The sequence below is a fragment of the Acetobacter senegalensis genome (assembly GCF_001499615.1).
GTDB classification, from domain to species: domain Bacteria; phylum Pseudomonadota; class Alphaproteobacteria; order Acetobacterales; family Acetobacteraceae; genus Acetobacter; species Acetobacter senegalensis.
This window is the reverse complement of record NZ_LN606600.1, coordinates 2703152-2727708: the sequence shown is the minus strand read 5'-3', so window position 1 is coordinate 2727708 and position 24557 is coordinate 2703152. Positions and strand designations below refer to the sequence as shown.

Below are 24557 nucleotides of genomic sequence, written 5' to 3'. Positions count from 1 at the left end.
GCTTCTCGCCAAATAGGTGAGAAGCAATGGAGGGTTAATTTGGTATGAGTGATCAGTTTCGGTTGGTGATTGTGGGTGGCGGTATTGCCGGGCTCGCTCTGGCCACGCGCCTGGGCAACAGCCTTGGCCGTGCGGGCAAGCTGGATATTACCCTGGTGGACAAAGGCTTTGCCCATGTCTGGAAACCCATGCTCCATTGCTTTGCCGCTGGCACAGCCCGGAACGAGAATGATCGCATAACCTTCATCTCCCATGCGGCGGGGCATGGCTTCCGCTTCTGCTATGGCGAAATTGCCGGGCTGGACCGCACCAACCGCCGCATCACGCTCGCGCCGCTGGTAGAGCAGGATGATGAAGACGTCATTCTGGAAGAACGGTATCTGGATTATGATGCCCTGATCTTTGCCATCGGCAGCCGCGCCAATGATTTTGGCACCCCCGGTGTGGAACAACACTGCATCTTTCTGGATAACGTGGTTGAAGCGAACAACTTCAATGAACGCTTCCGCCATGCGCTGCTCCAGTCCTACGGGCGCGGCACACCGCTTGATATTGCCATTGTGGGCGGCGGTGCGACCGGCGTGCAGTTGGCGGCGGAACTTCATAAGGCGTTGGAGATGGGGTCCCTCTACAACTTCACGCCCCAGACGCCAGAAATGCGTGTCACGCTGCTGGAAGCCGGACCGCGTATCCTGCCTTCCTTCCCGGAAGATGTATCGGAAGGTGCCCGTAAACAGCTTGAAGCACTGAAAATTTCCGTCCGCACGGGGGCCATGGTCTCCGGTGTGGATGAGAAAGGCTTTATCCTCAAAGATGGCTCACGCGTGGATGCCCAGTTCCGTGTCTGGGCCGCCGGGGTGAAAGCACCGGATGTCACCCGCGTTCTGGATGGTCTGGACTGTGCCCGTGGCGGGCAGCTTGTGGTCAAACCCAATCTCCAGACCACACAGGATGATCGGATTTTTGCTGTGGGGGACTGCTCTTTCATTACTGAAAATCCGTTCCCGCCCACGGCACAGGTTGCACGGCAGGAAGCGCATCATCTGGCAAAATATCTGCCAGACTGGATTTTGCACCAGAAGCCGGTGCCACCCTTCAAATTCCATAACAAGGGCGCCATTGTCGCCCTTGGCAGCTACAACGGCTGGGGCGCTTTTGCTGATGGCAAAACGTTTGGCGGCGGAGCCCTACGCGGCCTGAGTGCGCGCCTGGGGCATACAGCGCTCTACCGCCAGCATCAGATTGAACTATACGGTGTGACACGCGGCCTGATTGCCTGCTTTACAGACTGGCTGGATGGATTTGTGCGACCGCCGGTACGAATGGACTGACGCACCCCCTCCCCCATTCGGGCGAGGAAGCATTCATGACTATGTGTTCTACAACCATGCGCTTTTCAAACCGCATGGTTCCATAAAAAGAAACCCCTGCGCGAACACATCACGCAGGGGTTTTCTTTAGAGAGTCTTTACCAACAGGCTGGATCAGTTCAGTCGAGATACTTTGCTGTACCTTTATTCAAACCTTCAATAAAGTGTTCGCACAGCATTTCCACAACTTCTCCCTTGGTGTTTTTCAACCGCACCTTGCACTCTCCGTCATTGACGGTGCCCAGCATGGTATAATGGGTCCCAGAAACTTCAACCTTGCGGCCTTTTACAGTCATTTTCCACTCGTCCTTATTCGGCCTTGATGGCAATATGCCGTTCAGCCGGTTTGCTTTCTGCCTTTTTGGGCAACGTAATAGTCAACACACCCTGCTTGAGAGCGGCAGAAATCTTCTCCACATCCACATCTTCCGGAAGCGTGAATGTTTCCTCAAATGCTGCAAACTGACGCCCGCTGACGTGATGCTTCACGGGCTCTTCCGTGACAGGCTTTTTCTTTTCACCGCTGATTGTCAAAACACCATTGGATGTGCCAAGCTTGATATCTTCCTCGGAACATCCAGGCACTTCCGCAACAATCTGATAGGCTTTTGCTGTTTCTGTAATGTCAGTTGCCCCAAAACGGTGCGCTGCACTGGCATCGGGTGCCTTGTAATCTTCAAACAGGCGGCTCATCTGGCGCTGGAGCGCTGTGAACGGATCAGCCACGCGTACGCTCCCAACCGGAACACGCACAACAGGGGAACGACCATTTGCTGAATACGTCATCTCATCCTCCTCTTTCCAGAGGCGCTACCATCCGTAGCCTCTGAACAGGGCGCATGATTTCGTGTTTCCGCTCACTCTCCTTTGATCCAGATCAATTAATCCGGAGAACAGTCAGAAACGCCGCAATGCGTATATCGCATGGCATGGGTCTTCATTGTTTTATGAAAAACTCTTCCATTTATATGAATAAATCAAAACACCCATCCAGACCCACGGCACCGTACAGCAAAAGAGGATAGTACGCCTCCACCCCCTACCAGCTTCAATGACGACCCTCGCGCGCTGACAGTTGCCTCTTCCCGTTCTTCCTCTTCCACAAAAAAGACGGCAGAGTTTTTCACTCTGCCGTCTCCAACCTGACCTTCCGTGAAGACGAAGAAGGCATCCTGACCGAATGCCTCCTGTGCCCTAATCAAGCAGGCACACGTTCCTTCAGGAACTCTTCCGTCTCATTATTGACCTCTGATGCTTTTTCCAGCTGAGGCAGATGCCCCACGCCCTGCAGAATATGTTTCTTTACAGAGGAAGGAACATTATCGGCACCTGCTACAGGCAGCACCTCATCGGCTTCTCCCCAGAAAAGCTGTACGGGCACTTTCGCCGCATCCAGCACAGGGCGCAGATCATCACCCTGCTCCCCATTGGGGAAGCAGGCCGCAGCAATGGTGCGCAGGGCGTCACGCGCCCCATCCAGACGGCGGGCACGCATGACACTATCCACCATCTTCCGGCCTATCAGGCTTTTGTCATGCACCAGCTTTTCAAGTTCCTGCTGCATGGCGCGGTTCCGGTCCGCTTCAATAAAGCCGGTAATGAACGTCATGTTCACGGCCTTCTCCAGCCCGGCTGGCGCCAACAGGGAAAGAGAAGCGACTTTATCCGGGTGCTCACGCAGCAATGTGAGCGCAATACCCCCGCCCAGAGAGTGCCCCATAACATGCGCCTTGGGAATGGAGAGTGCCTCCAGCAGATCCCCCACAGCGCGCGCCAGACCAACAAGAGAACCGTCCTTCACCGCCTTGGTCGAAGCACCATGGCCGGGCAGATCAAAGGCTATCACCCGGCGGCCAGAGGCAAGAGCATCCTGCGTTAAAAGCCAGTTGCTGATATCACCGCCAAACCCATGAATGAGCAGAAGCGGCAGGTCATCTCCGGTCCCGACATCGCGCACGTTCAGACTATACTCACCAGCCTGCACCTGATGCGGTTCCGTGTCGGCAGAGTTTGCTCCCTCCGCTTCTTCACCCGTGCTCTGTTCTGCCTGGAAACGGGTCACAAAAGCCTCGATATCCGCATCAGACACAGCAGGGTCAGCCAATACGCCAATCAGCGCACCAACGGGCAGCGTTTCACCGGCTGGTGCCACCTGCTTGCGCAGCACCCCTGCCGTGGGGCTTTCATATCCGCTGGTAATCTTGCTGGTTTCAATATCAGCCAGTTCATCACCCTGCTTCACGCTCTGCCCCGGTTCCACCAGCCAGGAGGCAAGTTTGCCTTCTGTCATGGCCAGACCGAATTTGGGCATTGTCAGGGGTACAATGGTATTTGTCATGGTTCAGGCAACCTCACGCGCATGCTGTTTCATGACGTTTTTCACAGCAGCTTCAATTTTTTCTGCACTGGGCATATAGAGTTTTTCAAGCGGTGTAGAAAATGGCACTGGCGTATGTGGTGGCACAACCCGCATAATCGGAGCTTTCAGCGCCCCAAAGGCACGTTCCGCCACAAGGGCTGAAATATCGCAGGCCATGTTGCAGCGTGGGCTGGATTCATCCACCACCACAAGGCGGCCCGTTTCTTCCACACATTCCAGAATGGTGTCTTCATCAAACGGGGATGTGGTGCGCGGGTCGATCACGGTACAGGTAATACCCTGTTTTTCCAGCCGATCCGCAGCTTCATTCGCCATGCCAACCATGCGACCAATGGCCACAATGGTCACATCCTCCCCTTCGCGCGTCAGGTTCGCCTCCCCAAACGGGATGGTGTAGGATTCATCAGGAACATCTTCCTCATCATCATACATCACCTTGTTTTCAAGGAAGATGACCGGATCATCATCACGGATGGCTTCAATCAGCAGCCCCTTGGCCTCATACGGCGAGGAAGGAATAACCACTTTCAGTCCCGGAATATGCGTAAACAGCGGATAAAGGGACTGGCTGTGCTGCGCGGCCGCATTGAACCCGGCGCCATACATGGCACGGATAACCATGGGCGTGCGGGCCTTGCCGCCAAACATGTACCGGAATTTGGCTGCCTGATTAAGCACCTGATCCAGACAGGACCCGATAAAATCAACAAACATCAGTTCTGCCACCGGGCGCAGGCCCGTTGCCGCAGCACCTGCGGCGGCCCCAATGTAGGAGGCTTCCGAGATCGGGGTATCCAGCACACGGTCTTCCCCAAATTCGGTCAGGAGACCCTTGGTTACCCCCAGCACGCCACCCCACGCATCCTTCACGCCGGATGTGCCGCCTCGGCCGCCAGCCACATCTTCCCCCATCAGGATCACGCGCGGATCACGCCGCATTTCCTGCCGCAGGGCTTCATTAATGGCCTGACGAAAACTCTTTTTACTCATTGTCTTTTCGTCCTTCTGTCCTGCCGGGCCGCACAATAATGCTATAACTGCTTACTGCGTTTATAATGTGCTGCCAGCCGGCTCTGTTTCTGTTTGCCAGGTGGGGCTCAGTATTTCACATACACATCAGCCATCAGGGCTGAGTCTTCCGGCCATGGTGCTGCCTTGGCGGCAATCACGGAGCTTTCAACTTCATCCGCCACGGCTGCATCAATGTCATCCAGCGCGCTGGCTTCCAGCAGCCCGGCAGATGTCACCCGCTCACGGAAATGCTTCAGGCAATCATGATTTTCTTTTTCTTCCGCCACTTCACCAGCAGCGCGATAGCTCATGGCATCGCCTTCAAAATGCCCATACCACCGGCTGAGATGCACATGCAGCATCACCGGCCCCTTGCCTGAACGGGCATAGTCAACGGCTTCACGTGCTGTTTCATACACGGCAAAGAAATCCGTGCCGTCACATTCCATGTAAGGCATACCAAACCCGGCGGCGCGGTCTTTCTGTGTGCCTGAACATGCGTAAGACGCACCTGTGGCTTCACCGTATCCGTTATCTTCCACCACAAACACGGCTGGCAGTTTCCACACACTGGCCAGATTGAGGCTTTCAAGGGTAAAGCCCTCGTTTGAAGCGCCATCTCCATAAAAGGCAATCGCCACGCCATTATCTTTCAGAATTTTATGGGAAAGGGCCGCACCGCAGATCAGCGGCGGGCCGCCACCTACAATCCCATTGGCGCCCAGCATACCCTTGGAGAGATCCGCAATATGCATGGAGCCCCCCTTGCCCCGGCACACGCCCGTCTGGCGGCCGTAGATTTCAGCCATCATGCCGCCAACATCCACGCCCTTGGCAATGCAATGCCCGTGGCCGCGGTGTGTGCTGGCAATGGTGTCATTATCCGTCAGATGCGCACACACGCCTACTGCGGACGCTTCCTCCCCACAGTAAAGATGTACGAAGCCGGGAATTTCCCCTGTGGCAAATTCCACATGCAGCCGTTCTTCAAAGGCGCGAATGGTGCGCATGGCCCGATACGACTGAAGCAGTGTTTCTCTGGCAATCTGCATGGTGGAGATCCTTCCCCTTATTATTGAGCGTTATGACCCGAAAGTTAGAGTGCCAACGCCCCCATGTTACGTACCGTTGCGCATACGTCAGCTCAATTCATGCGATTCACGCATATGTGAATTTCTTAATTTTTATGATACACTTTTGTTACTCCGTAACCGGCCTCGGCATGAGAATTGAAGGAATGGGAGCCACCTCGTCGCCTTACTTTTGCAGCCCATCCCGGCTATAATTTCCACACTTCTGAAAAGAGTTTGTGAGGAAAAATGCCTCACCTTGCCGGAGACAACAGATGCAGCCGCCCATTCCCCGCATTCCGGATGACACACTCCGCAAGCTGATTGCCGTCTTCTATGCGCGCGTGCGCAAGGACCCTTTGATTGGCCCCGTCTTCAACGCATCCATTTCCGACTGGAACGCTCATCAGGACACATTGTTCCATTTCTGGGCCTCCCTTCTGTATGGCAACACCGGCTATAACGGCCGCCCGGTGCCAGCCCATTTCAAGCACCGCGAGCACATGACGCCTGAGGCCTTCACGCGGTGGCTGACGCTCTGGCGCCAGACCACCACAGAACTCCTTACGCCGGAGGCTGCTGCGCTATTACAAAACCGGGCCGAATGCGTCGGCAACAGCTTCCAGCGCGCCATGTCCTTTCAAGGTGGCGTGTAGCGTGGTCTGCCCCGCCACATCATCAGGAACAGTGAGGCTCTTTTCCTGAAAATCTGCGGGGTTCAGCCCCATTTTCACCATGAAAACCCGTTAACCCTCCGGCACATTCCTACTGCCGGATACACCCCGTATGCACCCTACAGGTTCCGAGGCCCTCTCACCCCCGCCCCGGCAGCGCAACAGGCGAATTGATCTGCTAAGGGGCGTCGCCATTCTGCTGGTGCTGTTTCACCATTTCTGCATCGCCTACCCGCTCAACCATTCCTCACTTGCCATGCTGCTTACGCCTGACGGCGTGCGTGCCGTCGCCCGCAACGGCAATTATGGCGTAACGCTCTTTTTTGTCATTTCCGGCTTTCTGATCACCGGCAACGCGCTGGCCCGGTGGGGAAGCCTTGCCGCGCTGGATGCCCGGTCTTTCTACGCCTTTCGCATAGCACGCATTGTGCCCTGCCTGCTTCTGCTCCTGTGTGTGGTAAATGCTCTGGCGCTGGCAGGCCTGCCCATTTTCGCCACACATATCCCCGGCATGTCACCACTGGCCGCCATGATACGCGCCAACCTTGCCGCCCTTACCTTCAGCACAAATGTGTTTATTGCCCACCATGGCTGGACCAATTACGCATTGGGTGTTCTGTGGTCTCTCTCGGTGGAAGAAGTGTTTTACATCACCTTTCCATTTGTGGCTCTTCTGCTGCGCAGGCTGCCATTCCTTCTGGTCTTCTGGGCCCTGATCGCCCTGATTGGTCCGTTCTACCGCATGGCCCATCAGAATGATGAATCCGGTTTTCTGTTCGCTTATTTTGCCTCTTTTGATGGCATCGCCATTGGCTGCATCGCCGCCGTTCTGGCCTCCAGATGGCAGCTGAATGAACAACTGGCCCGCATCCTCCAGCCTGTCGTCCTTGCGGGTATGATAACGCTTTACCTCTATCGCTCAATTGGGGGAACCAACATCTGGGGCGTATCCGCCATGGCGCTTGGCACAGCCCTGCTGCTGATAGCCTCTGTTCCGCATGCGGAGGGGCGCTTCATCTCCCACGTGCGGTTATTACGCACTGTGGAATGGACTGGCCGCCTGAGTTACGAACTTTACCTGTTCCATCTGATTATTCTGGGGCTTTTACGCACCATTCTGCCTGCCAGCACCATCAGCGCTACCGGGCCTGATCGGCTGATGATGCTGGCCGTTTTCTTCGCTGCGTCCTGTGGTGTTTCCAGTTTGATTGGACGCTTCTTTGCCGAGCCCCTTAACCAGACACTCAGGGCGCGCTTGAAACGCGCAGCCACCAAAAATGGCAATTGAAAACTGATAAATTTGAAGGGAATGGTTTGAACGCCCGATGCCGCGCATCGGCGCTCATGGCCAGATCACTGAGACGCCACAAGACCGCTTGACCGACAGTCATACTCTCTGCCAGGCGGCAATCTGCCGTCACAGTTTCCATCATCCTGCTTCAGTAGAAAAGCAGGATGATGGCCTGCATTACGGGGCTGCCAAGGGTTCAATAGGCCAATCTACCCGTGCCAGCGCACGTGGGGCCAACCATGCCATGATCGCAGAAAAGGGAAGCCCCACGAACAGAAGCCCCCACAACCATTCGGGTAGCGAATGTTCGGTAAACAGCAGGGTAACGCCCAACTGCACACAGACAAAACTGCCCAGAAGATTGAAGACATGAATAACACCGGGGCGTGTTTGTCGGGTAAAGAGCAAAGGCAGGCTGGGCAGGTAACTGGCCCCCACCATGACTGAAAAAATTGCCCCCATGCACAAAGGTAGTTCTGCCCACTTCTCAGCCCCAAACGCAATGCCCAACGGCGCGCAGAACAGCGCCGCCAGTGCTGCTGTCTGCACCGCCCGTTTGGCGTGTGTGGTATAAAGTGCACGCGCAAAGTCCGCCCGTGTGCCGTAACCTGCCAGATTGAGCAGAAAAGGCCAGTCCGCCCGCACCAGCATCCATGACGCCAGACCATTGGCCGAAATCATGCAGATCATCTGCGGTGCCATCAGCATGGATTTTCTGATAGCGGCCCAATGCAGCATGCCGCCTGTCTGGAAGGCTTCAAAAACTACGTTCATGATAAAAAGAGCAATCAGAACAACCACACTGCTTGCCAGAAACCCGGCAGGCCCCGGCGTAACCATGGTGTTGGGCACGGGCGGCTTGCGCAACCATGGAAACTGCCACTGCATCAGGCGCATGATCCCGCTGCCAGCCTGCACATCACTTGAGGGTTTGATCGCACCGGACTGTATGGCAGGAGAAGCCCCACCCCCGTAGCCAGCTCCAGATGCTCCCTCCGCAACAAATCCTCTTTCGGCAAGCCCTCCTTGCGGGCGGGATGCTGGGAACCGTGCCTTGGCCGCCTGAAGGACTTTCCGCCTGTTTTCATAACTGGTCGATGCGGCTGTTAATGCGTCCCCTCCTGGCAGAGCCACAGGCTGAGGCCGATGACTAAGTTCGATCACGGTCAGGGCAAGCCCTACCGCCAGAAGTCCCGCCGCCACATACCATGGTGCTGATAGAATACGCTCCTGCGCCTGCGGAAACATGAAGGCGACAAACAACACAAACACCATGAACATTCGCAACCAGCGAACGGGCTTGCGCAGGTTTTTAGGGCCGGTCATATCGCCGCTTACGCCCAACGCCAGACAGATGGCTTCCTGCGCCAGCACGTTCAAAAACGGTGCACCAAGACGAAGCAGAGGAACCGCCAGCAAAAGCACCACCGCCGCCAGAACAAGCAGCGCGGCCCCGTATTCAGCCTCAATCATGCCCGGCGTCATGCTGGCAAGGGGGCTCCTCACCTGCCGCCAATACTGGCATGCCACCCCGGTAATGGCTGCCTGCAAGCCAAGCCACCACCATGTGCCAAAGGATTGCGGCAATTTGAACAGACCATTCTGCCAATGCGTGGCGGAGTGATCGGTAAAGGCGATGAACAACGCCACGCCCGTCCATAACAGGCCGGTAAGTAAAGTATAGTTTTCCCGCCAGAAGATGGGCGTGGCATACAGCCGCAACGCATGCAGGATATTTTTCATCGTGACAGCGCCAGAAACAGGGTTTCCACATCCGGCTGCTGCACGGCCACGCCCTGCCCCAAGGCGGCATCATCCAGACCCGGTTGCCAGCCAGAAACCCACACCCCGCCATCTTCTGCGGGTGCCAGTACATGCACTCCCCACTCGGGCCGTGGCAATGCGGACAGGTGCCGCACCTGCCCCTGCAATACGGCTTCAGACACATCCAGCACAATCTGCCCGCGCCGCATGATGACAAAGCGATCACAGATATTTTCAAGATCAGAGATGATATGAGAGGAAATCAGGACCGTAGCACCATGCTGGTGCGCATATTCCGGCAGCAGGCGCATAAAATCATGCCGTGCCTGAGGGTCCAGACTGGCGACGGGTTCATCCAGCACAATCAGGTCAGGCCGGAAGCGGAGCGCCAGAACAATGGCCAGGCGTTGCCTTTCCCCACCCGAGAGGGATTTGATACGCGCGGTAGGGTCCAGTGCCGCCCATTCCAGCCACCGATCATCCTGAGGCGTGTCGGCGGGCCGATACCCGGCCAGATAGGTCAGCAGTTCCCCCACCCTGAACCATGTAAATCCTGTCAGGGTTTGCGGCACGAACCCTATACGGTTGCGCACTTGCGGCGTGAGGGAATTTACATCCTCACCAAACAGGCGGATTTGCCCGGCATCGGCTGAAAGAAACCCCAGCAGACAACCAATCAGCGTGGTCTTGCCCGCACCGTTCGGCCCCAACAGAGCCGCTATTTCGCCCTGCGCCAGTGTCAGATTGAAATCATTCAGCGCCCGCTTTGTGCTGAACTCTTTGACAAGATGCGTAATTTCCAACGGTAAAACAGGCTCTGACACGCGTGTGCTCCATTGCGGTATGTCAAACCTGATGGTGCCGGACTGATCTGAAAGCCGTCAAGAGTTTGATGAAACAAAGAATTTTTCAGAAATTCCGCGCTATCCTTCTTCGCCTTTCCTCTCCCCTTTCTTCGCTATAAGCCCACCGTAAAACCATAAAAACGCACATATCATTTCTATGATGAAATGGGTTTTCATCGTTTCTCGTGAAACATGCCGCTTCTCTGCCCAGAAAGAAAAAAACTCTTCCCGCTCCTCATTTTCTCCGTCTCACGCAGGCGTGACGGCTCAAAACGCTTTCTGCCTCCTCTCTATCCTATTCGTGATGCCGGGGGCCGATAGAACGCTCTTCCCGTTCATGACACACAGAATGGTGCAAGAAACGGATACAAGCCCATGACTCTTCCTGCCTCTCAGCCTGAAATGCCATCCACCTCTGCCGAGCAACTCACACCGGAGGCACGCGCAACCGCCCGGCACGTGGTTGCGGCGTCCTTCCTGGCGTGGATGCTTGATGCGTGTGACTTCTTTCTTGTGCTCTTCACGCTGGACAACGTGGCCCACAGCTTCAGCACATCGCTGGAAAGCGTTCTGCTGGCCCCGACACTCACTTTGATGACACGCCCTATCGGGGCTTTTCTGTGTGGCCGCGCGGCCGACAAATACGGCCGCAAACCAGTGATGATCATCACCATTCTGGTTTATTCCGTTATTGAAGTGCTCTCCGCTTTCTCTCCCACATTATGGATATTCCTGCTGCTGCGCGCCCTGTTCGGCATCGCTCTGGGCGGTGAATGGGGCGTTGGAACATCCCTGATCATGGAAAGCGTACCCGCATCATGGCGCGGCACAGCGTCTGGCATCCTACAGGCGGGCTATCCCGCCGGGTATCTTCTGGCCTCCATTCTCTTTCTTACGCTGCCACTGATAGGCTGGCGCGGCTTGTTCGTTCTGGGAGGAAGCGCCGTTTTCTCCGCGCTCTATATCTGGATCCGTGTGCCGGAAAGCCCGGACTGGCTGGCCCGCCAGAAAGCGCCCGCCAGCACCGTCCAGGCTCATCAGGGGCTTGGGTCGATTATGCGCCAGAATGCGGCCCTTTGCGTTTTTGCCGTTACTTTAATGGCGGGCTTCAATTTCATGAGCCACGGCTCACAAGATCTGTATCCCAAGGTCTTTCTGGCGCTGGAGCGGCATATCGCGCCCCCTTCCATCACCCTGATTGTGGTGCTGTATAATGTGGCAGCCATTGCGGGTGGCCTCTTCTTTGGCTTTCTGTCCCAGCGTATCGGGCGGCAATATGCCATTGCCCTTGCCGCTTTGCTGACCATTCCGCTGCTGCCCCTGTGGACCTTACCGCAATCCGCCATCTGGCTGGCTGTCGGAGCAATGTGCATCCAGTTCTGCATTCAGGGGGCCTGGGGCGTAGTGCCCGCGTATCTCAGCGAACTTTCCCCAGCCTCCGTACGGGCCACCTTCCCGGGCCTTGCCTACCAGTGTGGCAATCTGCTGGCCGCCAGCAATGCCCTCCTGCAAACAGAAATTGGCCGTATTCTAGGCCGGGGCCTGGCCCCAGCCCTGATGCTCACAGTAGGCATGGCCGCATTAGTCGTGCTCGTGCTCACACTTCTGAACGCCAAGCTCCACCCGCAGACACGAACTGAAATGTAAGGCCGAACCCTATCCCCTAAGGTCGTCCTCTCTTTCTCCTCATCAGAAGGAGAAAGAGAGGCCTTGAAGCCAATATCGCAAACCGCGTTGTTTAGACCTTAAAAACCGCAGGAAATCCGGCCACCAATAAAGCGTGGCTCACCCGGAATATAGAAATACGTTGTGGTGGCCTGCCCGCCACTTTCAGCGTAACGCCGATCAAGAATATTACGGGCGTATAGGGTGGCTTCCCACTTGCCGGAGGCAGGCCGAAAAGTGACATGCGCCCCTAGCAGAAAGTAAGGTGGCAGACGGTAGAAACCTGTTCCACCCGGAGTTATGGCCTGACTGCCGCGATAGAGCCAATCCGGCCCGAAATCCAGAGAATACGCATGCGCGATCGGCTGCCGCCAGTCTGCCGATCCGTTCAAGGTCAATTTCGGCTGACCATTATCCACTCCGGCAAAATTGTCGTTAATGGCTTTCCATACGCCATGCTGCGCGTAGTAAGCGTTGGTCTTGGCACGGTTGACAGTGGGGAAATTCTGAAAATTGCCCCGTTGCCAGCCAATATTCTGCGTTACAAACAGATGGCTGAACGGATGGGCTTCTATAGTCCCTTCAAACCCCCAGCTTTCAGATTTCGGCGCATTGGTAATCTCGCTCAACGGCCCATAATTGGGGATCAGCACCGTGCCCAAAATCTGCTGATTGTGAAAATCATTGTAAAACGCTGCCCCATTGATACGCAGGCGGTTGGGAACAGGATCTGCCTTGAACCCGGCCTCATACGTCAACACAGTTTCGGGCTTGAACGGATCAAGCTGCGCCTGAATCTGCGTATTGTTGGCCGTAAACCCACCGGGTTTGAAGCCCTTGCTCATCTTGTAATACAGCAACGCATGCTGGGTCATTTGCCAGGACACGCCAACCTGCCCGGCAAACTGGTTGGAAGCCGTGCTTTCTGCATGAAAATTCTGTGTGGCCCCACCAAATATCTGCGATTGCAGACCAGTAATAGACCGATCATCCAACTCATGCAGCAATCCGGCCCAGATGGTCACACCGTGCGGCAACCGATAGCTAAGATGGCCGAATTCAGAAACACTTTCCTGATTCATGCCAAAACTGGTAGCCATCATGTAACCTCGGGCTGAATAGTCCGTATAGTCAAAGAAAAACCGCTGGTTCATGCGGGTGCGCTGGTAATAGGCTCCCACCACCCATTGCAACCTGTCATCAGGATGCGAATTGCTCAGCCGCACTTCCTGCGTGAAACTGTTGGCATCTATGGTGCGGTAGGTATCTGCCTGAGACTGGGCCGTGCCGTCCTGATCTGTATATTCCCCTTCACGCTCGGTTTCGAACGCACTGATAGAGGTGAATGTTACCGGCCCAAAATCATGGGCAATATGAAGATCTGCCCCCCAGAACTGATTGTGCTCACTGGGCTTGATGCCAGCCTTCCGCCCGATCAGTCTGGCAAATTCAGGGCGGGAGGACCATTCGGCCTCCTTCCAGGACCCCATTTGCGGCAGGGGCTGTGTGCCAATCAGCCGGTGCACGGGCACACTTGTTACAACCTGACTGTTATCCTGCACAAAGTGGCCACCCAGCAGAATGGTCGTGTGACTATTCGGCTTCCACTGCAGCTTGCCCCGTAACGCCCACAGATCTGCATCGCCCAGATGGTCCCCATTCAGGGGGTTGGTCTGCCACCCCCTCCATGGCGGGTCTGCCCAGCCAGACGGAAGCTCAACCCCCTAGCCAACGGACCAGACACATAGGCCTCACTCCGGCTCCGGGCATAGGAGGCTATGTCCTGCGAAGCCCCATAATGCCAAACATCCGTCGGGTCATTGGTATGCAGATGCACCTCTCCCCCGGTGTCAGACTGCCCATGCTCGGTGCCGACAGGACCTGGCGTGACCGTTGCTCCCGCCAGGTCAAACATCTGGCCGTTGGACATGGTGGAATAGGGATACGCCACATCATCAATGTAGGTCAGAACCGGACCCATATTATTCTGTGTGAAGTCATTGAACCCGGCCCCACGCAGATAGAAATTATTGGAGGCCGTGCCGTTGACGCTTTGCATGGTCAGATTGGGAGCTACACGCTCCAACCCGCGCAAGGTCACAACATCCCGTTCCCTCAGGCGCGTCGCGGTAATGCGGGTTGTGGCATCTGCTACGTGCTGGGCCTCAGGATAGGCAAAATCATGCCGCCGCGCACTGACATCCACATCCGTGGTCTGAGCAGACACAACCGGACCGCCATGCCTCCTTACCGACCGTGCACCCGAATGCGACGTCAGCCCCCCTACACCGCGCAGCGCTCCGTCACCCGCAGCACTCCGCGAGGAAGGCGCTCCTGCGCTTTGTGAAGAGACACCAGCCCGTGACCGATGAACAGGGGTCGAAAAACCGCGTGTCCTCTCAGCCCCGCCGGAAGCAGCAGAGTTTTTTTCCACTACAGATGCAGCCTGCTCAGCCATCGGAGTGCCAGCCTGCACCGGCGCTTCTGCTGCCAACGTGAAGGGCGAGGCAGCCAGCAGCCCAAAAGGCAGGAGTCCCGCCACTGTCAGCGCCGAACTGAACGCCCATGTTCTGCGGCCCTGCATTGGCCTCACCCTGCCGTCACTCTTAAAATCCCGGTGAAAAATCCGACTGCTCCCGCATCTTGTGAAAAGCGTGAGGAGCATTTCCATGCTATGCATGCGCGACAGAAGCACCGCCATGGCCGATGCCTGCCGGAAACCCCGGCTCCCGCCCTCTTTTACAGACCACCAGCCCTATGCAGGCTGGATGGCTTTCCTATGAAGGGAGAGGTTCTGGTCTGGCAACCCTCAAGCGCGCCAAAATGAAATTTTCCACCCTCTGCGTGGGGCGAAATACACACTCTCACCTGAAAACCGCCTGAAACCCACTGCCAAAGCAATGTCAGACTTATGGTATTTCAACCCATGGTCTTTTCATCTTGCCCAAAGCGAGGTCACAGGGGGCATATTCACTCTCCCAGAGAGGCCTCCATTTGATCATCCTCTGTAAGCTGGCGTCTCACATCCCTCTTCAATACCCGCGATCAGGATCATAAAGAAGTGGCACATCCTGCCCCTGTTCCAGCGCCTGAATAATAGAAACACTATAGCGCGCCCGGGCTGCACGGGAGGCCTCTGAGGCCACATGCGGGGTAATCAGCACACCCGGCTGCTGCCAAAGCGGTGATGTTTCCGGCAATGGCTCCGTCGGAAACACATCCAACACTGCGCCGTGCAGGGTATTATCCTGCAACGCACGCAAAAGATCCGCTTCCACCATCAGGGCCCCTCGCCCTACATTGATAAAGCCTGATGGTTTTTTAAGCTGGGCCAGCACATCATACGTAATAATACCGCGTGTTTCTGCCGTCTCAGGCAGCAGGCACACCAAGATATCACACGCGCGCAGAAAGGCAGGCAGTCCCTCCTGCCCGGCATGGCATGTCACCCCATCAATCCGTTTTTCGTGCCGCGCCCAGCCTGAAACCTGAAAACCCGCCTGCACCAGCCGTTGGGCAACATGCGCGCCCAAGCTGCCCAACCCCATAACGCCCACACAGGTTTGGGTGGAAAGCCGCGTGGGTGGCGTGCCACGCCGCGCCCATTTTCTCTCCTGTTGCGCCACATGCCAACGTGGGGCTTCCCGCAGCAGGGAAAACACGGCCCATTGCACATAATCCGCCATCTGGGTGGCAGTTTCCTCTCCTCCCATGCGGATGATGGGGACGTGACGTGGCCAGGCTGGGTCCGCTGTAATATGGTCCACCCCCACGGCAACGCTCAGCACCGCCTTCAGGTTAGGCATCTGCGCCAATCGTCCGGGGTCGGGTTCCCACACAAGCGCATATTGCACCGCTGCCAGATCAAGATGCGGATCATACCAGTCCCGTACATCCAATTGCGGCATGAACTCGGCAAACAGGGCCTTCCATTCCGGAAAGACAGCCCGTCCTCCCGCCTTGATTGCCAGACACACCATGGCTTCAAGCCTCCCTTAAAATTATCCAGAAACAGATCTGAGCATCCACTTGCCCTGCCACAGCGTCTTTCACGCCCATCCCGACAGACCGATTATATCCACCCCGAAAATCCGCACCCGCTGTCACAGAAAAAAACAGTCACGAGCCTTCAAAGAATAACATTGCACTGGCTCCCACAAAAGCACCCTCCCTCGCACCGGCACACCTTGTTTTTCCTTAATAAAGGGTGACCTTCCGACGCTAAAAATCATTCCGGTGGGATAGTCATTCTGGGCTGGGCATGCTTAACCTACAGTCACCTAAAGAACGGTATCTAAAGAACTAACGGGGAAAGAGGACATCATTTTATCTTTCCCGGCATTTATTTGGAGAAACATCAACAGATGCTTAAGCATAATAATAAAGTGTCACGTCGGGCCGGACTTCTTCTGTCTGCTGCCATCGGCCTGACCAGCGTATCAGTCGCTACTCATGCTCACACGGCACAGGCTGCGGCGCCTGTTACTGCACCGGCTGCGGTTCCGCCCGCTTCCTTTGGCGCATGGGGTGTTGATCTTGCTGGCCGCGATACGTCCGTCAAACCGGGTAATGACTTTTTCCGCTATGCCAACGGCACCTATCTGGACAATCTGACCATCCCGTCAGACATGACCAGCTATGGCCCGTTCAACGCACTGGCTGAGCTCTCCCGCCAGCGTGTGCAGACCATTCTGAATGAACTGTCCGCGCACCCGGTCAAGCATCCCTCCACCATCGAAGAAAAGCTTGGCACCTATTATGCTTCTTTCATGGATGAAAAATCCGTGGAAAAACAGGGCACCAAACCCCTGAAGGGTGATCTGGAAACCATCCGCAAAATGCGTGACGCCAAGGCTTTTGCCACCGTTGCAGGTGCGGCTTCAGCCAACTTCGGGACCTCTCCTTTCTCTCTGGGCATCAACCCGGATGCGAAAGACCCCACCCGTTACGCCCTGAACATTGATCAGGATGGGCTTGGGCTGCCTGACCGCGATTATTACCTGAAGCCGGAATTCGCAGCAAAGAAGGCAGCGTACCAGACCTACATCACCAAGGCGCTGACGCTTATCAACTGGCCGCAGCCGGATCAGGCGGCCGCAGCCATTGTTGCGTTTGAAACCAAGCTGGCTGAAACCCACTGGGCACGTGCGGACCTGCGCAACCCGGAAAAAACCTACAACCCCATGACCGTGGCAGATCTGGTTAAAGCCGCACCCGGTTTTGACTGGACCACGTGGCTGACCGCCGCTGGCCTGCCTGCAGAAGGGCTTGAAAACCGTACGGTTATTGTGGGTGAACCCTCCGCCATTACGGGCGGCGCAGCCCTGCTGGCCAATGCCGATGTCGGCCTTCTACAGGCATGGGAAGCCTTCCATACGGTAGAAAACGCCACCAGCAACCTCCCGGACGCTTTTGTGCAGGCCCGTTTTGAATTCTCCAAGGCGCTGACAGGCCAGCCAGCCCTTCCGGCCCGCTGGAAGCGCGGTGTGCAGGCGACAAGCTCCGCCATGGGCATGGCATTGGGCAAGGTGTATGTGGAACGCTACTTCCCCGCAGAAAACCGTACCGCCATGCAGAAGCTGACAGGCGACCTGAAAGATGCCTTCCGCATCCGCCTGCAGCACAATACATGGATGAGCAAGCCCACGCGTGAAGCGGCCCTGCGCAAGCTGGAAAACTTTGAGGTGCAGGTTGGCTACCCCAGCGAATGGCGTGATTATTCCGATCTCGCCGTGAAAAAGGGAGATGTGTACGGCAACGCCAAAAACGGAATCCAGTTTGAATGGAACTACTGGCTGGCCCGTCTGGACAAGCCCGTTGACCGGAACGAATGGGACATGACACCCCAGACCGTGAACGCCTACAACAACCCGCTGTTTGATCAGGTTGTGTTCCCGGCTGCCATTCTTCAGCCGCCGTTCTTCAACGCCAAGGCAGACATGGCTGTGAACTACGGGGCCATTGGTGGCGTGATTGGTCATGAAATGACCCATTCGTTTGATGATGAAGGCCGTAAGTTTGACGAACATGGCCGCCTGCGTGACTGGTGGACCAAAGCCGACGCAGACCGTTTCCAGAAACTGGCTGACCGCCTTGGCGCTCAGTATGATGCGTTTGAGGTCCTGCCGGGCGTGCATGTAAACGGCAAGCTGACCATGGGCGAAAACATTGCCGATCTTGGCGGCCTGACACTGGCGCTTGACGCCTACCATGCCTCCCTGAACGGCCAGCCTGCTCCGGTGATTGATGGCCTGACGGGCGATCAGCGCGTATTCCTTGGCTGGGCGCAGGTATGGCGGGAAAAACTGCGTGATGACACCGTCAAGCAACTGGTGGTGACAGATCCGCACTCCCCACCGCAGGCCCGCGTGAACATTCCCATGCACAATCTGGACGCTTGGTACAAGGCATGGAATGTGAAAGCTGGTGAAAAGCTGTATCTGTCCCCGAAACAGCGCGTTAAAATCTGGTAATAAATCCGGTTTTACACTTTGGATGGAAAAGAGCGAGAGTCTGCGGGTTACCGCCGCTCTTTTCCCTTCCAGAACGGACTGTCAGGTCCCTCTCATGGCTCGCCTTGTGCGGGCCATGCTTGTTTCAGGGCCGTCTCTCCGCTAACCAAGGCCCGCATGGTCGCGCGCACTACGCTGAAGCGGCCGCGAGGACCGATTTGTGGTCGCCGCTCCCTGTTCACGGTAACGAGCCCCCCGATGACCGACGCGCCCCATACGCCCCGACGCCCAGCCAGCCCTGTTTCTTGCGCAAAACCAGCCGCAAATACCTCGGCAGCAATGGCTCCTCTCTGCCTCCCCACTCCTGACGGCTCTCCGGCGGCTTATCCGATGACATCCTCCAGAACTAATGCGTCCGCACCCAGCCACGTTAAACAGCAGGTAAGGGGCGAGGAACATATGGCTCACGATGCTGCCATCGCTCCGCTGCCTTCCTCCGCGTTCACACCCAAACGTCGCCGTGTGGTGCAAGGGCTGGGAACCAGCATGGCGGCGCTCTCGCTCGGTGGACTGGCAATGCAAACGGCTGAAGCCGCCTCTTCTGAACAGTCACCCGCTGCTACAGCGCAGCATCAGGAAGTTGGCACCTCAACACGCTTTTTCACCGCTGCCGAGTTCGCCTTTCTGACGGCCGCCTGTGAACGGCTGTTCCCGGAAGATGATATGGGGCCGGGTGCCACCATGCTTGGTGTACCGGACTTTATTGAAGGCCAGATGAACACCCCTTGGGGCCGTGGCGAAAAATGGTTCATGAGCGGCCCGCACCGTACCGGCCCCGACAATCTGGGTTATCAACTCCCTTACAGCCCCCGGCAAATCTATCGCATAGGCATTGCCGGAACGCAGGCCTGGGTGCGTCAGCAGCATAACGCCCCCTTTGAAAGCCTACCTCCCACCACACAGGACGCTATCCTGACGGCTCTTGAACACAACGCCACCCAGTTTGACGCACTGGCCGCCAGCGCCTTTTTTGAGCAGCTTCGTTCTGACACGATTGAAGGCGCGTTTGCAGACCCCATCCATGGAGGCAATCGTCACATGGGCGGTTGGAAAATGATGGGCTTCCCCGGTGCCCGCGCCGATTACATGGATTGGGTAGACCGGTACGAAACCCCCTACCCTTGTGGCCCGGTTTCCATCAGCGGGGAGACAGGCTGACCCCATGGCAGAAAAAACTCTCCCCCCTGTAGATGCCGTTGTGGTGGGTGCTGGCTGGGCTGGCAGCATCATGGCCAAGGAACTCTGTGAAGCAGGCCTTTCCGTGGTGATGCTGGAACGCGGCGGCCGCCGATCCACCGCCAAAGATGGCGCCTATCCTGCCTCCATTGATGAACTGGAAGGTGCTACCCGGTACAAGCTGTTCCAGAACCCTGCGCAGACCACCGTGACGGTCCGCAACAGGTTGGATCAGGAAGCGCTGCCTTACCGCCGCCTGGCCGCCTTTCTGCCCGGTGAAGGCGTAGGTGGCGCAGGCCTGCATTGGACGGGTGTGCATTTCCGCGCCATGCCGCAGGATTTGCGCCTGCGGAGCCATATTGTTGAACGCTACGGCAAGACGTTCATTCCTGATGGCATGAACCTGCAGGATTACGGCGTCACATATGAAGAACTTGAGCCCTTCTTTGACCGTGCGGAAAAAGTATTTGGCACATCGGGCGAAGCCTACACCGTGGACGGAAAGGTAGTAGGCAAAGGCAACCCGTTTGCACCGGATCGGTCAGATGATTTCCCGCTTCCGCCCCTGCGGGATGTTTATACCGCCCATCTGTTCCGCAAGGCCGCGACTGAGGCCGGGTTTCACCCCTACGCCATGCCTGCGGCCAATGCGTCCCACCCCTATACAAACCCGTATGGGGCCCAGATGGGGCCGTGCAATTTCTGCGGCTATTGCTCGGATTATGCGTGCTATATGTACGCCAAGGCCTCACCGAATGTGAACATCCTGCCTGCCCTGCGACAGCACGCCAACTTCACGCTGCGCAGCAACGCGCATGTGCTGAAAGTGCTTCTGGATTCCACAGGCAAGAAAGCAACCGGCGTTGTGTATCAGGATGCGGAAGGCAACCACATTACCCAACCCGCCGGGCTGGTTATTCTGGCGGCCTTCCAGTTCCATAACGTGCATCTGATGCTGCTGTCAGGTATTGGAAAACCATATGATCCGCACAGCAATTCCGGCACGGTAGGACGCAACTTCACGTATCAGAACATCACCAACACCACGGTGCTGATGCCCCCCACCCGCAGCACGGACCAGTTCATCGGCTCGGCGGGCGGTGTGGCAATTGATGATTTCAACTGTGATAACTTCGATCACGGGCCGCTGGGCTTTATTGGCGGTTCACCGCTATGGGTCAATCAGGCGGGCGTTAAACCTATTGCCGGAGCCAAGGCCACTTTTCCCGGTGCTCCACGATGGGGTAGCGCATGGAAAAAACAGGCCGTTAACACCTATCGCCATGCCTTCACCATCAATGCGCAGGGCTCCAACATGGCCTACCGCGATGTGTATCTGGACCTTGATCCCACCTGGACCAATGTTTACGGCCAGCCGCTGCTGCGCATGACGTTTGACTGGAAAGACAACGATATCCGCATGAACCGCCACGTTGTCAGCAAGCTGGATGGCGTGGTCAAAGCCCTTGGCGCGCGTGATGTGCACTACAGCATGCGCGAACCGGGCAAACCGTTTGACGTGCGTGACTACCAGACAACCCATCTCTGCGGCGGGGCCGTCATGGGGGATGACCCCAACACATCCGCCCTGAACCGCTACCTGCAAAGCTGGGATGTGCCGAACGTGTTTGTGGTAGGAGCCAACGCCTTCCCGCAGGGTATGGGCTATAATCCTACGGGGCTGGTCGCCGCCTTGGCCTACTGGTCCGCTCATCATATCCGCACGCAATGGCTGAAGGGCAACGGCGGCCCGTTGGTGACGCCATGATTCAGTTCCCCCACGCTGCGGCGTCCCGGTTTGAGCGCGCCATGAGGAAATGCTCCTCCCTCACGATGCTGACATACGGCATGGCGGCACTCGGGGGGGGGCTTCTCCCTCTCTCCATGGTGACTTCTTCAGCGTGGGGCGCACCATCTGCTTCTGATGCACCGGCTACCGGCACCACCCGACCAGAAGACCCGCAGACCCATCCTGTCCAACAAGCCGAGTCACAACAGGCTTCATCACCTGCCGCTACCAGACAGGAGCCCACTGCGCCAGAAACGCCACGCACCGCGCAGGACTGGAGCGAACGGGGCCGTTACGTGGCGGCTGCTGCGGACTGCGCAGCCTGCCATACAGCACCGCAGGGCGCGGCCTATGCAGGGGGCTATGCGTTCGAACTGCCCATTGGCACGCTTTATGCCTCCAACATCACACCAGATAAGACGCATGGCATCGGGAACTGGACGGAAGCACAGTTTATCCGCGCGGTGCGGGAAGGCATCCGCCCGGACGGCGCCAGCCTGTATCCAGCCATGCCTTATCCATCCTATGCTCGCATGACGGATGACGATCTACACGCATTGTATGTGTATTTCATGCAAGGCGTGCAGCCCGTGGCGCAGCCGGTACAGGCCAATGCCATTCCGTGGCCGCTTTCCATGCGCTTCCCCCTGACGCTCTGGCGCTGGGCATTTGCACCGTCACCGGAAGCGGCCCGTCGCACGACAACCCGGCCATTTGCCGATGCAGAACTGGCCCGCGGTGCGTATCTGGTAGAAGGGCCGGGCCATTGCGGGGCTTGCCACACACAGCGCGGCATCGCCATGCAGGAAGAAGCTCTGACCGCACAGGATAGCCCGCGTTATCTGGCTGGCGGCAAGGCCGTAGATGGTTGGACTCCGCCCTCCCTGCGGGGCGAGCCTCGCACGGGGCTTGGCACGTGGAGCGTGGCGGATATCACCACCTTCCTGAAGACAGGCCGTAACGCGCGGGGCAGCGCTTTTGGGAATATGGACAGTGCCGTGCATCATGGCACGCAATACCTGTCCGATGCTGATCTGACAGCCATGGCCCGCTACCTGAAAACCCTGCCTGCCGCCAAGCCCCGCCAAGCCGACTGGAAACGCAGTGGTGCCGCCACCAAAGCACTGCAATCGGGAGGGCAACTGACATCAGGGCAGAGAGTGTATCTGGATAATTGCGCTGCCTGCCATCGTTCCAATGGCGCGGGATATCCCAGCACCTTTCCCCCTCTGGCTGATAATCCCGTGGTCATGAACCCGGCAGCAGACTCGATCATTCATATCATTCTGACGGGTGCTACCCTTCAGGGCACGCAAAGCGCTCCTTCCGCCTTTACCATGCCCGGCTTTGCTGGCCGCCTGACCGATATGCAGATTGCCGCTGTTGCCACCTTCATCCGTCACGCCTGGGGAAACAATGCGCCTGCTGTTACGGATGTAGACGTGCGTCACATGCGCGCCCGCCTGAGCCCGGCCAGAACACAGGTTGCCCCGCCCAGCCCGGTTCAGCCTGCGGAAAAACGGGCGGCGCTTCCCTCCCCGTTGCAGCCAGCCTCATCCGGGGGAAAAGGGCAAAACCCTGAAAAGGCCAATCAACTGCCTGCGGAAAAAGCACCACAGCCAGCATCTTTCCCACCCAACAGCAGTTCTGATACAGCGCACTCTCCTTATTCCGGCGGAAGCGAAACGGAATAACAAGTTCAGGCTGGAAACAATGCTCAAGCAATGGCACACTAAGAGAAGTAACTGGCCCAAACACAGCCCTGTCCGGGCAGAGGAGAGAACGGGCACTTCATGAAGGCTATGCTCAGTCGCTCTTCACGCCGGACAGAAGCACAGGAACCCCGTCTGGTTCCGCCCTCTCCAGCTGGAGCCGCGCCTCCCACTTCAGGACCTACCCCCCTTTCCGACAGCAGTCGTGAGAGCCTGAAGCCCTCTGCGTGGCCCATTGCCCGTCCGAACAACTACAAACGGGTAAAAGGCACCGCGACGCCGCTTATCCGTAAGGAAGTCTATGCCGAGCCCACGCTTGGCCCGGTGCTGACAGGGTCCCTGTTTGCACATTTTGCTCTTCTTACAGCCCTGCTGTGGCAGGCCACCCATCACCAGCCACACGGCACACCAGATGGCGCGCAGCCTTCCCCAGTAGAAATGGTCTTTGCGCAGCCACAGGCCACCAGCGGCATGGTTGGCCCACAGTCCCCTGATGCCGGAGCAGGGAATTCGGGCAAAAACCCCAGCGCTGCCGGTCAGGCCGAACCGTCTCCGGCGGAAGCTGCACCCGGCCCGGCTGTACCGTCCGAAGACACACCGACCGCTCCGCCCCTGCCCAAATCGGATGACGGCCTGCCCAAGCCCACGCCGGAAGAGCAGAAAACGGTCAAACCTGCGCATCCGCCTTCTGGCCACAAACCTCAGGCCAACGCCAAGCCACGCCCTGTTCCGCGCAGCAAGCCCCAGCCGCACGCCAACCGCCATGCGGCATCGCCCTTTGATAACCCGATGGACCTCTCCTTCAACGAGGCCCCGGCCCCACCCCGGCATCGCCATGGCAGGCCAGGTGGATCAGGTGGTCCGATTGATCTTTCCGTCGGCCCGGTGGTGGAAAACGGGCAGATCAACGCGCACTATACCTCACGCGCCTCCGTACGCGGCGTGAGCGACGATTACGGGCAGGAAATCAACGCGTGGATCATGCGCCACATGTATTATCCGGAAGAAGCCGCCCGAAATGGGGAAGAAGGCCCCTCCTCCGTGCATGTTGTGCTAGATCGTACGGGGCGCGTGAAGTCTGTTTATCAGACCGGCTCCTCAGGCTCCTATTATCTGGACGCCGCCACATCCGGCATGTTCCACGGAGCACAGTTGCCCCCAGTTCCACCGGACATGAAGGGCAACCATTTCGATATTGACCTGACGATCAACTACATCCTGATCCGGCACTGATAACACCAGAAACGGGGAAGCAGCCGGATAATCTTATCATGATATCCCGCTGCCTTCCCCGTCTT

18 protein-coding genes and 1 pseudogene are annotated in these 24557 nt (G+C 57.2%); 9 read left to right on the top strand and 10 right to left on the bottom strand.

Translation table 11 applies throughout. The features are described from left to right. Positions 1-44: 44 nt before the first annotated feature. Positions 45-1331 carry an NAD(P)/FAD-dependent oxidoreductase gene (locus tag ASN_RS12730; RefSeq protein WP_006558112.1) on the top strand — a complete coding sequence of 429 codons (1287 nt, stop codon included), beginning with the start codon at positions 45-47 and terminating at the stop codon, positions 1329-1331. 158 nt (positions 1332-1489) lie between these two features. Here ASN_RS12730 and ASN_RS19990 read toward each other — a convergent pair whose 3' ends face one another. The 5 genes from ASN_RS19990 to ASN_RS12705 all read right to left on the bottom strand — a co-directional run bounded on the left by ASN_RS19990 (position 1490) and on the right by ASN_RS12705 (position 5813). After that, positions 1490-1666, bottom strand: coding sequence for a hypothetical protein (locus ASN_RS19990; protein ID WP_006558111.1), 177 nt, complete (start codon positions 1664-1666; stop codon positions 1490-1492). Positions 1667-1679: 13 nt separating this feature from the next. Continuing rightward, entirely contained in the window at positions 1680-2156 is a 477-nt protein-coding gene (locus tag ASN_RS12725; RefSeq protein ID WP_006558110.1) for an Hsp20/alpha crystallin family protein, read from the bottom strand. A gap of 412 nt (positions 2157-2568) precedes the next feature. Continuing rightward, complete coding sequence (locus ASN_RS12715; protein WP_058988398.1) at positions 2569-3708, bottom strand: acetoin dehydrogenase dihydrolipoyllysine-residue acetyltransferase subunit; 1140 nt, start codon at positions 3706-3708, stop codon at positions 2569-2571. Between the two features lie 3 nt (positions 3709-3711). Next, positions 3712-4740 (bottom strand): alpha-ketoacid dehydrogenase subunit beta, encoded by a 1029-nt coding sequence (locus tag ASN_RS12710; protein ID WP_058988397.1) that lies wholly within the window; start codon positions 4738-4740, stop codon positions 3712-3714. A gap of 107 nt (positions 4741-4847) precedes the next feature. Further along, on the bottom strand, positions 4848-5813 hold the full coding sequence (locus ASN_RS12705) for a thiamine pyrophosphate-dependent dehydrogenase E1 component subunit alpha (protein WP_006558106.1): 966 nt from the start codon (positions 5811-5813) through the stop codon (positions 4848-4850). Between the two features lie 293 nt (positions 5814-6106). Between ASN_RS12705 and ASN_RS12700 the strand changes: the two genes are divergently transcribed. Together ASN_RS12700 and ASN_RS12695 are read left to right on the top strand one after the other, a co-directional pair. Beyond that, on the top strand, positions 6107-6487 hold the full coding sequence (locus tag ASN_RS12700) for a group III truncated hemoglobin (RefSeq protein WP_058988396.1): 381 nt from the start codon (positions 6107-6109) through the stop codon (positions 6485-6487). Between the two features lie 130 nt (positions 6488-6617). Beyond that, positions 6618-7793 (top strand): acyltransferase family protein, encoded by a 1176-nt coding sequence (locus ASN_RS12695; RefSeq protein WP_058988395.1) that lies wholly within the window; start codon positions 6618-6620, stop codon positions 7791-7793. 180 nt (positions 7794-7973) lie between these two features. Here ASN_RS12695 and ASN_RS12690 read toward each other — a convergent pair whose 3' ends face one another. Together ASN_RS12690 and ASN_RS12685 are read right to left on the bottom strand one after the other, a co-directional pair. Further along, positions 7974-9539 carry a hypothetical protein gene (locus ASN_RS12690; protein WP_058988394.1) on the bottom strand — a complete coding sequence of 522 codons (1566 nt, stop codon included), beginning with the start codon at positions 9537-9539 and terminating at the stop codon, positions 7974-7976. Continuing rightward, a complete protein-coding gene (locus ASN_RS12685; RefSeq protein WP_058988393.1) occupies positions 9536-10384 on the bottom strand; it encodes an ABC transporter ATP-binding protein in 849 nt (282 codons plus the stop codon). Before ASN_RS12685 ends, ASN_RS12690 begins: the two co-directional genes overlap by 4 nt. Before the next feature lie 423 nt (positions 10385-10807). Here ASN_RS12685 and ASN_RS12675 point away from each other — a divergent pair, with 423 nt between their 5' ends. Continuing rightward, positions 10808-12052 (top strand): MFS transporter, encoded by a 1245-nt coding sequence (locus tag ASN_RS12675; protein WP_058989323.1) that lies wholly within the window; start codon positions 10808-10810, stop codon positions 12050-12052. A 98-nt stretch (positions 12053-12150) separates the two neighbouring features. On the opposite strand, the pseudogene ASN_RS12670 reads toward ASN_RS12675, so the two are convergent. Beyond that, positions 12151-14654, bottom strand: a pseudogene (locus tag ASN_RS12670) (TonB-dependent receptor). A gap of 448 nt (positions 14655-15102) precedes the next feature. Beyond that, positions 15103-16050, bottom strand: coding sequence for a 2-hydroxyacid dehydrogenase (locus tag ASN_RS12665; RefSeq protein ID WP_058988391.1), 948 nt, complete (start codon positions 16048-16050; stop codon positions 15103-15105). Between the two features lie 384 nt (positions 16051-16434). On the opposite strand from ASN_RS12665, the gene ASN_RS12660 reads away from it, so the two are divergent. Then, positions 16435-18543 carry a M13 family metallopeptidase gene (locus tag ASN_RS12660; RefSeq protein WP_058988390.1) on the top strand — a complete coding sequence of 703 codons (2109 nt, stop codon included), beginning with the start codon at positions 16435-16437 and terminating at the stop codon, positions 18541-18543. A gap of 92 nt (positions 18544-18635) precedes the next feature. Here ASN_RS12660 and ASN_RS19985 read toward each other — a convergent pair whose 3' ends face one another. Next, entirely contained in the window at positions 18636-18884 is a 249-nt protein-coding gene (locus ASN_RS19985) for a hypothetical protein (protein WP_167541317.1), read from the bottom strand. Positions 18885-18981: 97 nt separating this feature from the next. Between ASN_RS19985 and ASN_RS12655 the strand changes: the two genes are divergently transcribed. The 4 genes from ASN_RS12655 (at position 18982) to ASN_RS12640 (ending at position 24492) form a co-directional block, all read left to right on the top strand. After that, positions 18982-19740 carry a gluconate 2-dehydrogenase subunit 3 family protein gene (locus ASN_RS12655; RefSeq protein ID WP_231948207.1) on the top strand — a complete coding sequence of 253 codons (759 nt, stop codon included), beginning with the start codon at positions 18982-18984 and terminating at the stop codon, positions 19738-19740. A gap of 4 nt (positions 19741-19744) precedes the next feature. Beyond that, complete coding sequence (locus ASN_RS12650; RefSeq protein ID WP_058988389.1) at positions 19745-21526, top strand: GMC family oxidoreductase; 1782 nt, start codon at positions 19745-19747, stop codon at positions 21524-21526. Continuing rightward, the gene (locus ASN_RS12645; RefSeq protein ID WP_231948206.1) at positions 21523-23241 is read left to right on the top strand and encodes a c-type cytochrome; all 1719 of its coding nucleotides are present in this window, start codon (positions 21523-21525) and stop codon (positions 23239-23241) included. The genes ASN_RS12650 and ASN_RS12645 overlap by 4 nt, the downstream gene beginning before the upstream one ends. Before the next feature lie 99 nt (positions 23242-23340). Further along, positions 23341-24492, top strand: a complete 1152-nt coding sequence (locus ASN_RS12640) for an energy transducer TonB (protein WP_058988388.1) — start codon at positions 23341-23343, stop codon at positions 24490-24492. The last annotated feature ends 65 nt before the right edge of the window (positions 24493-24557 follow it).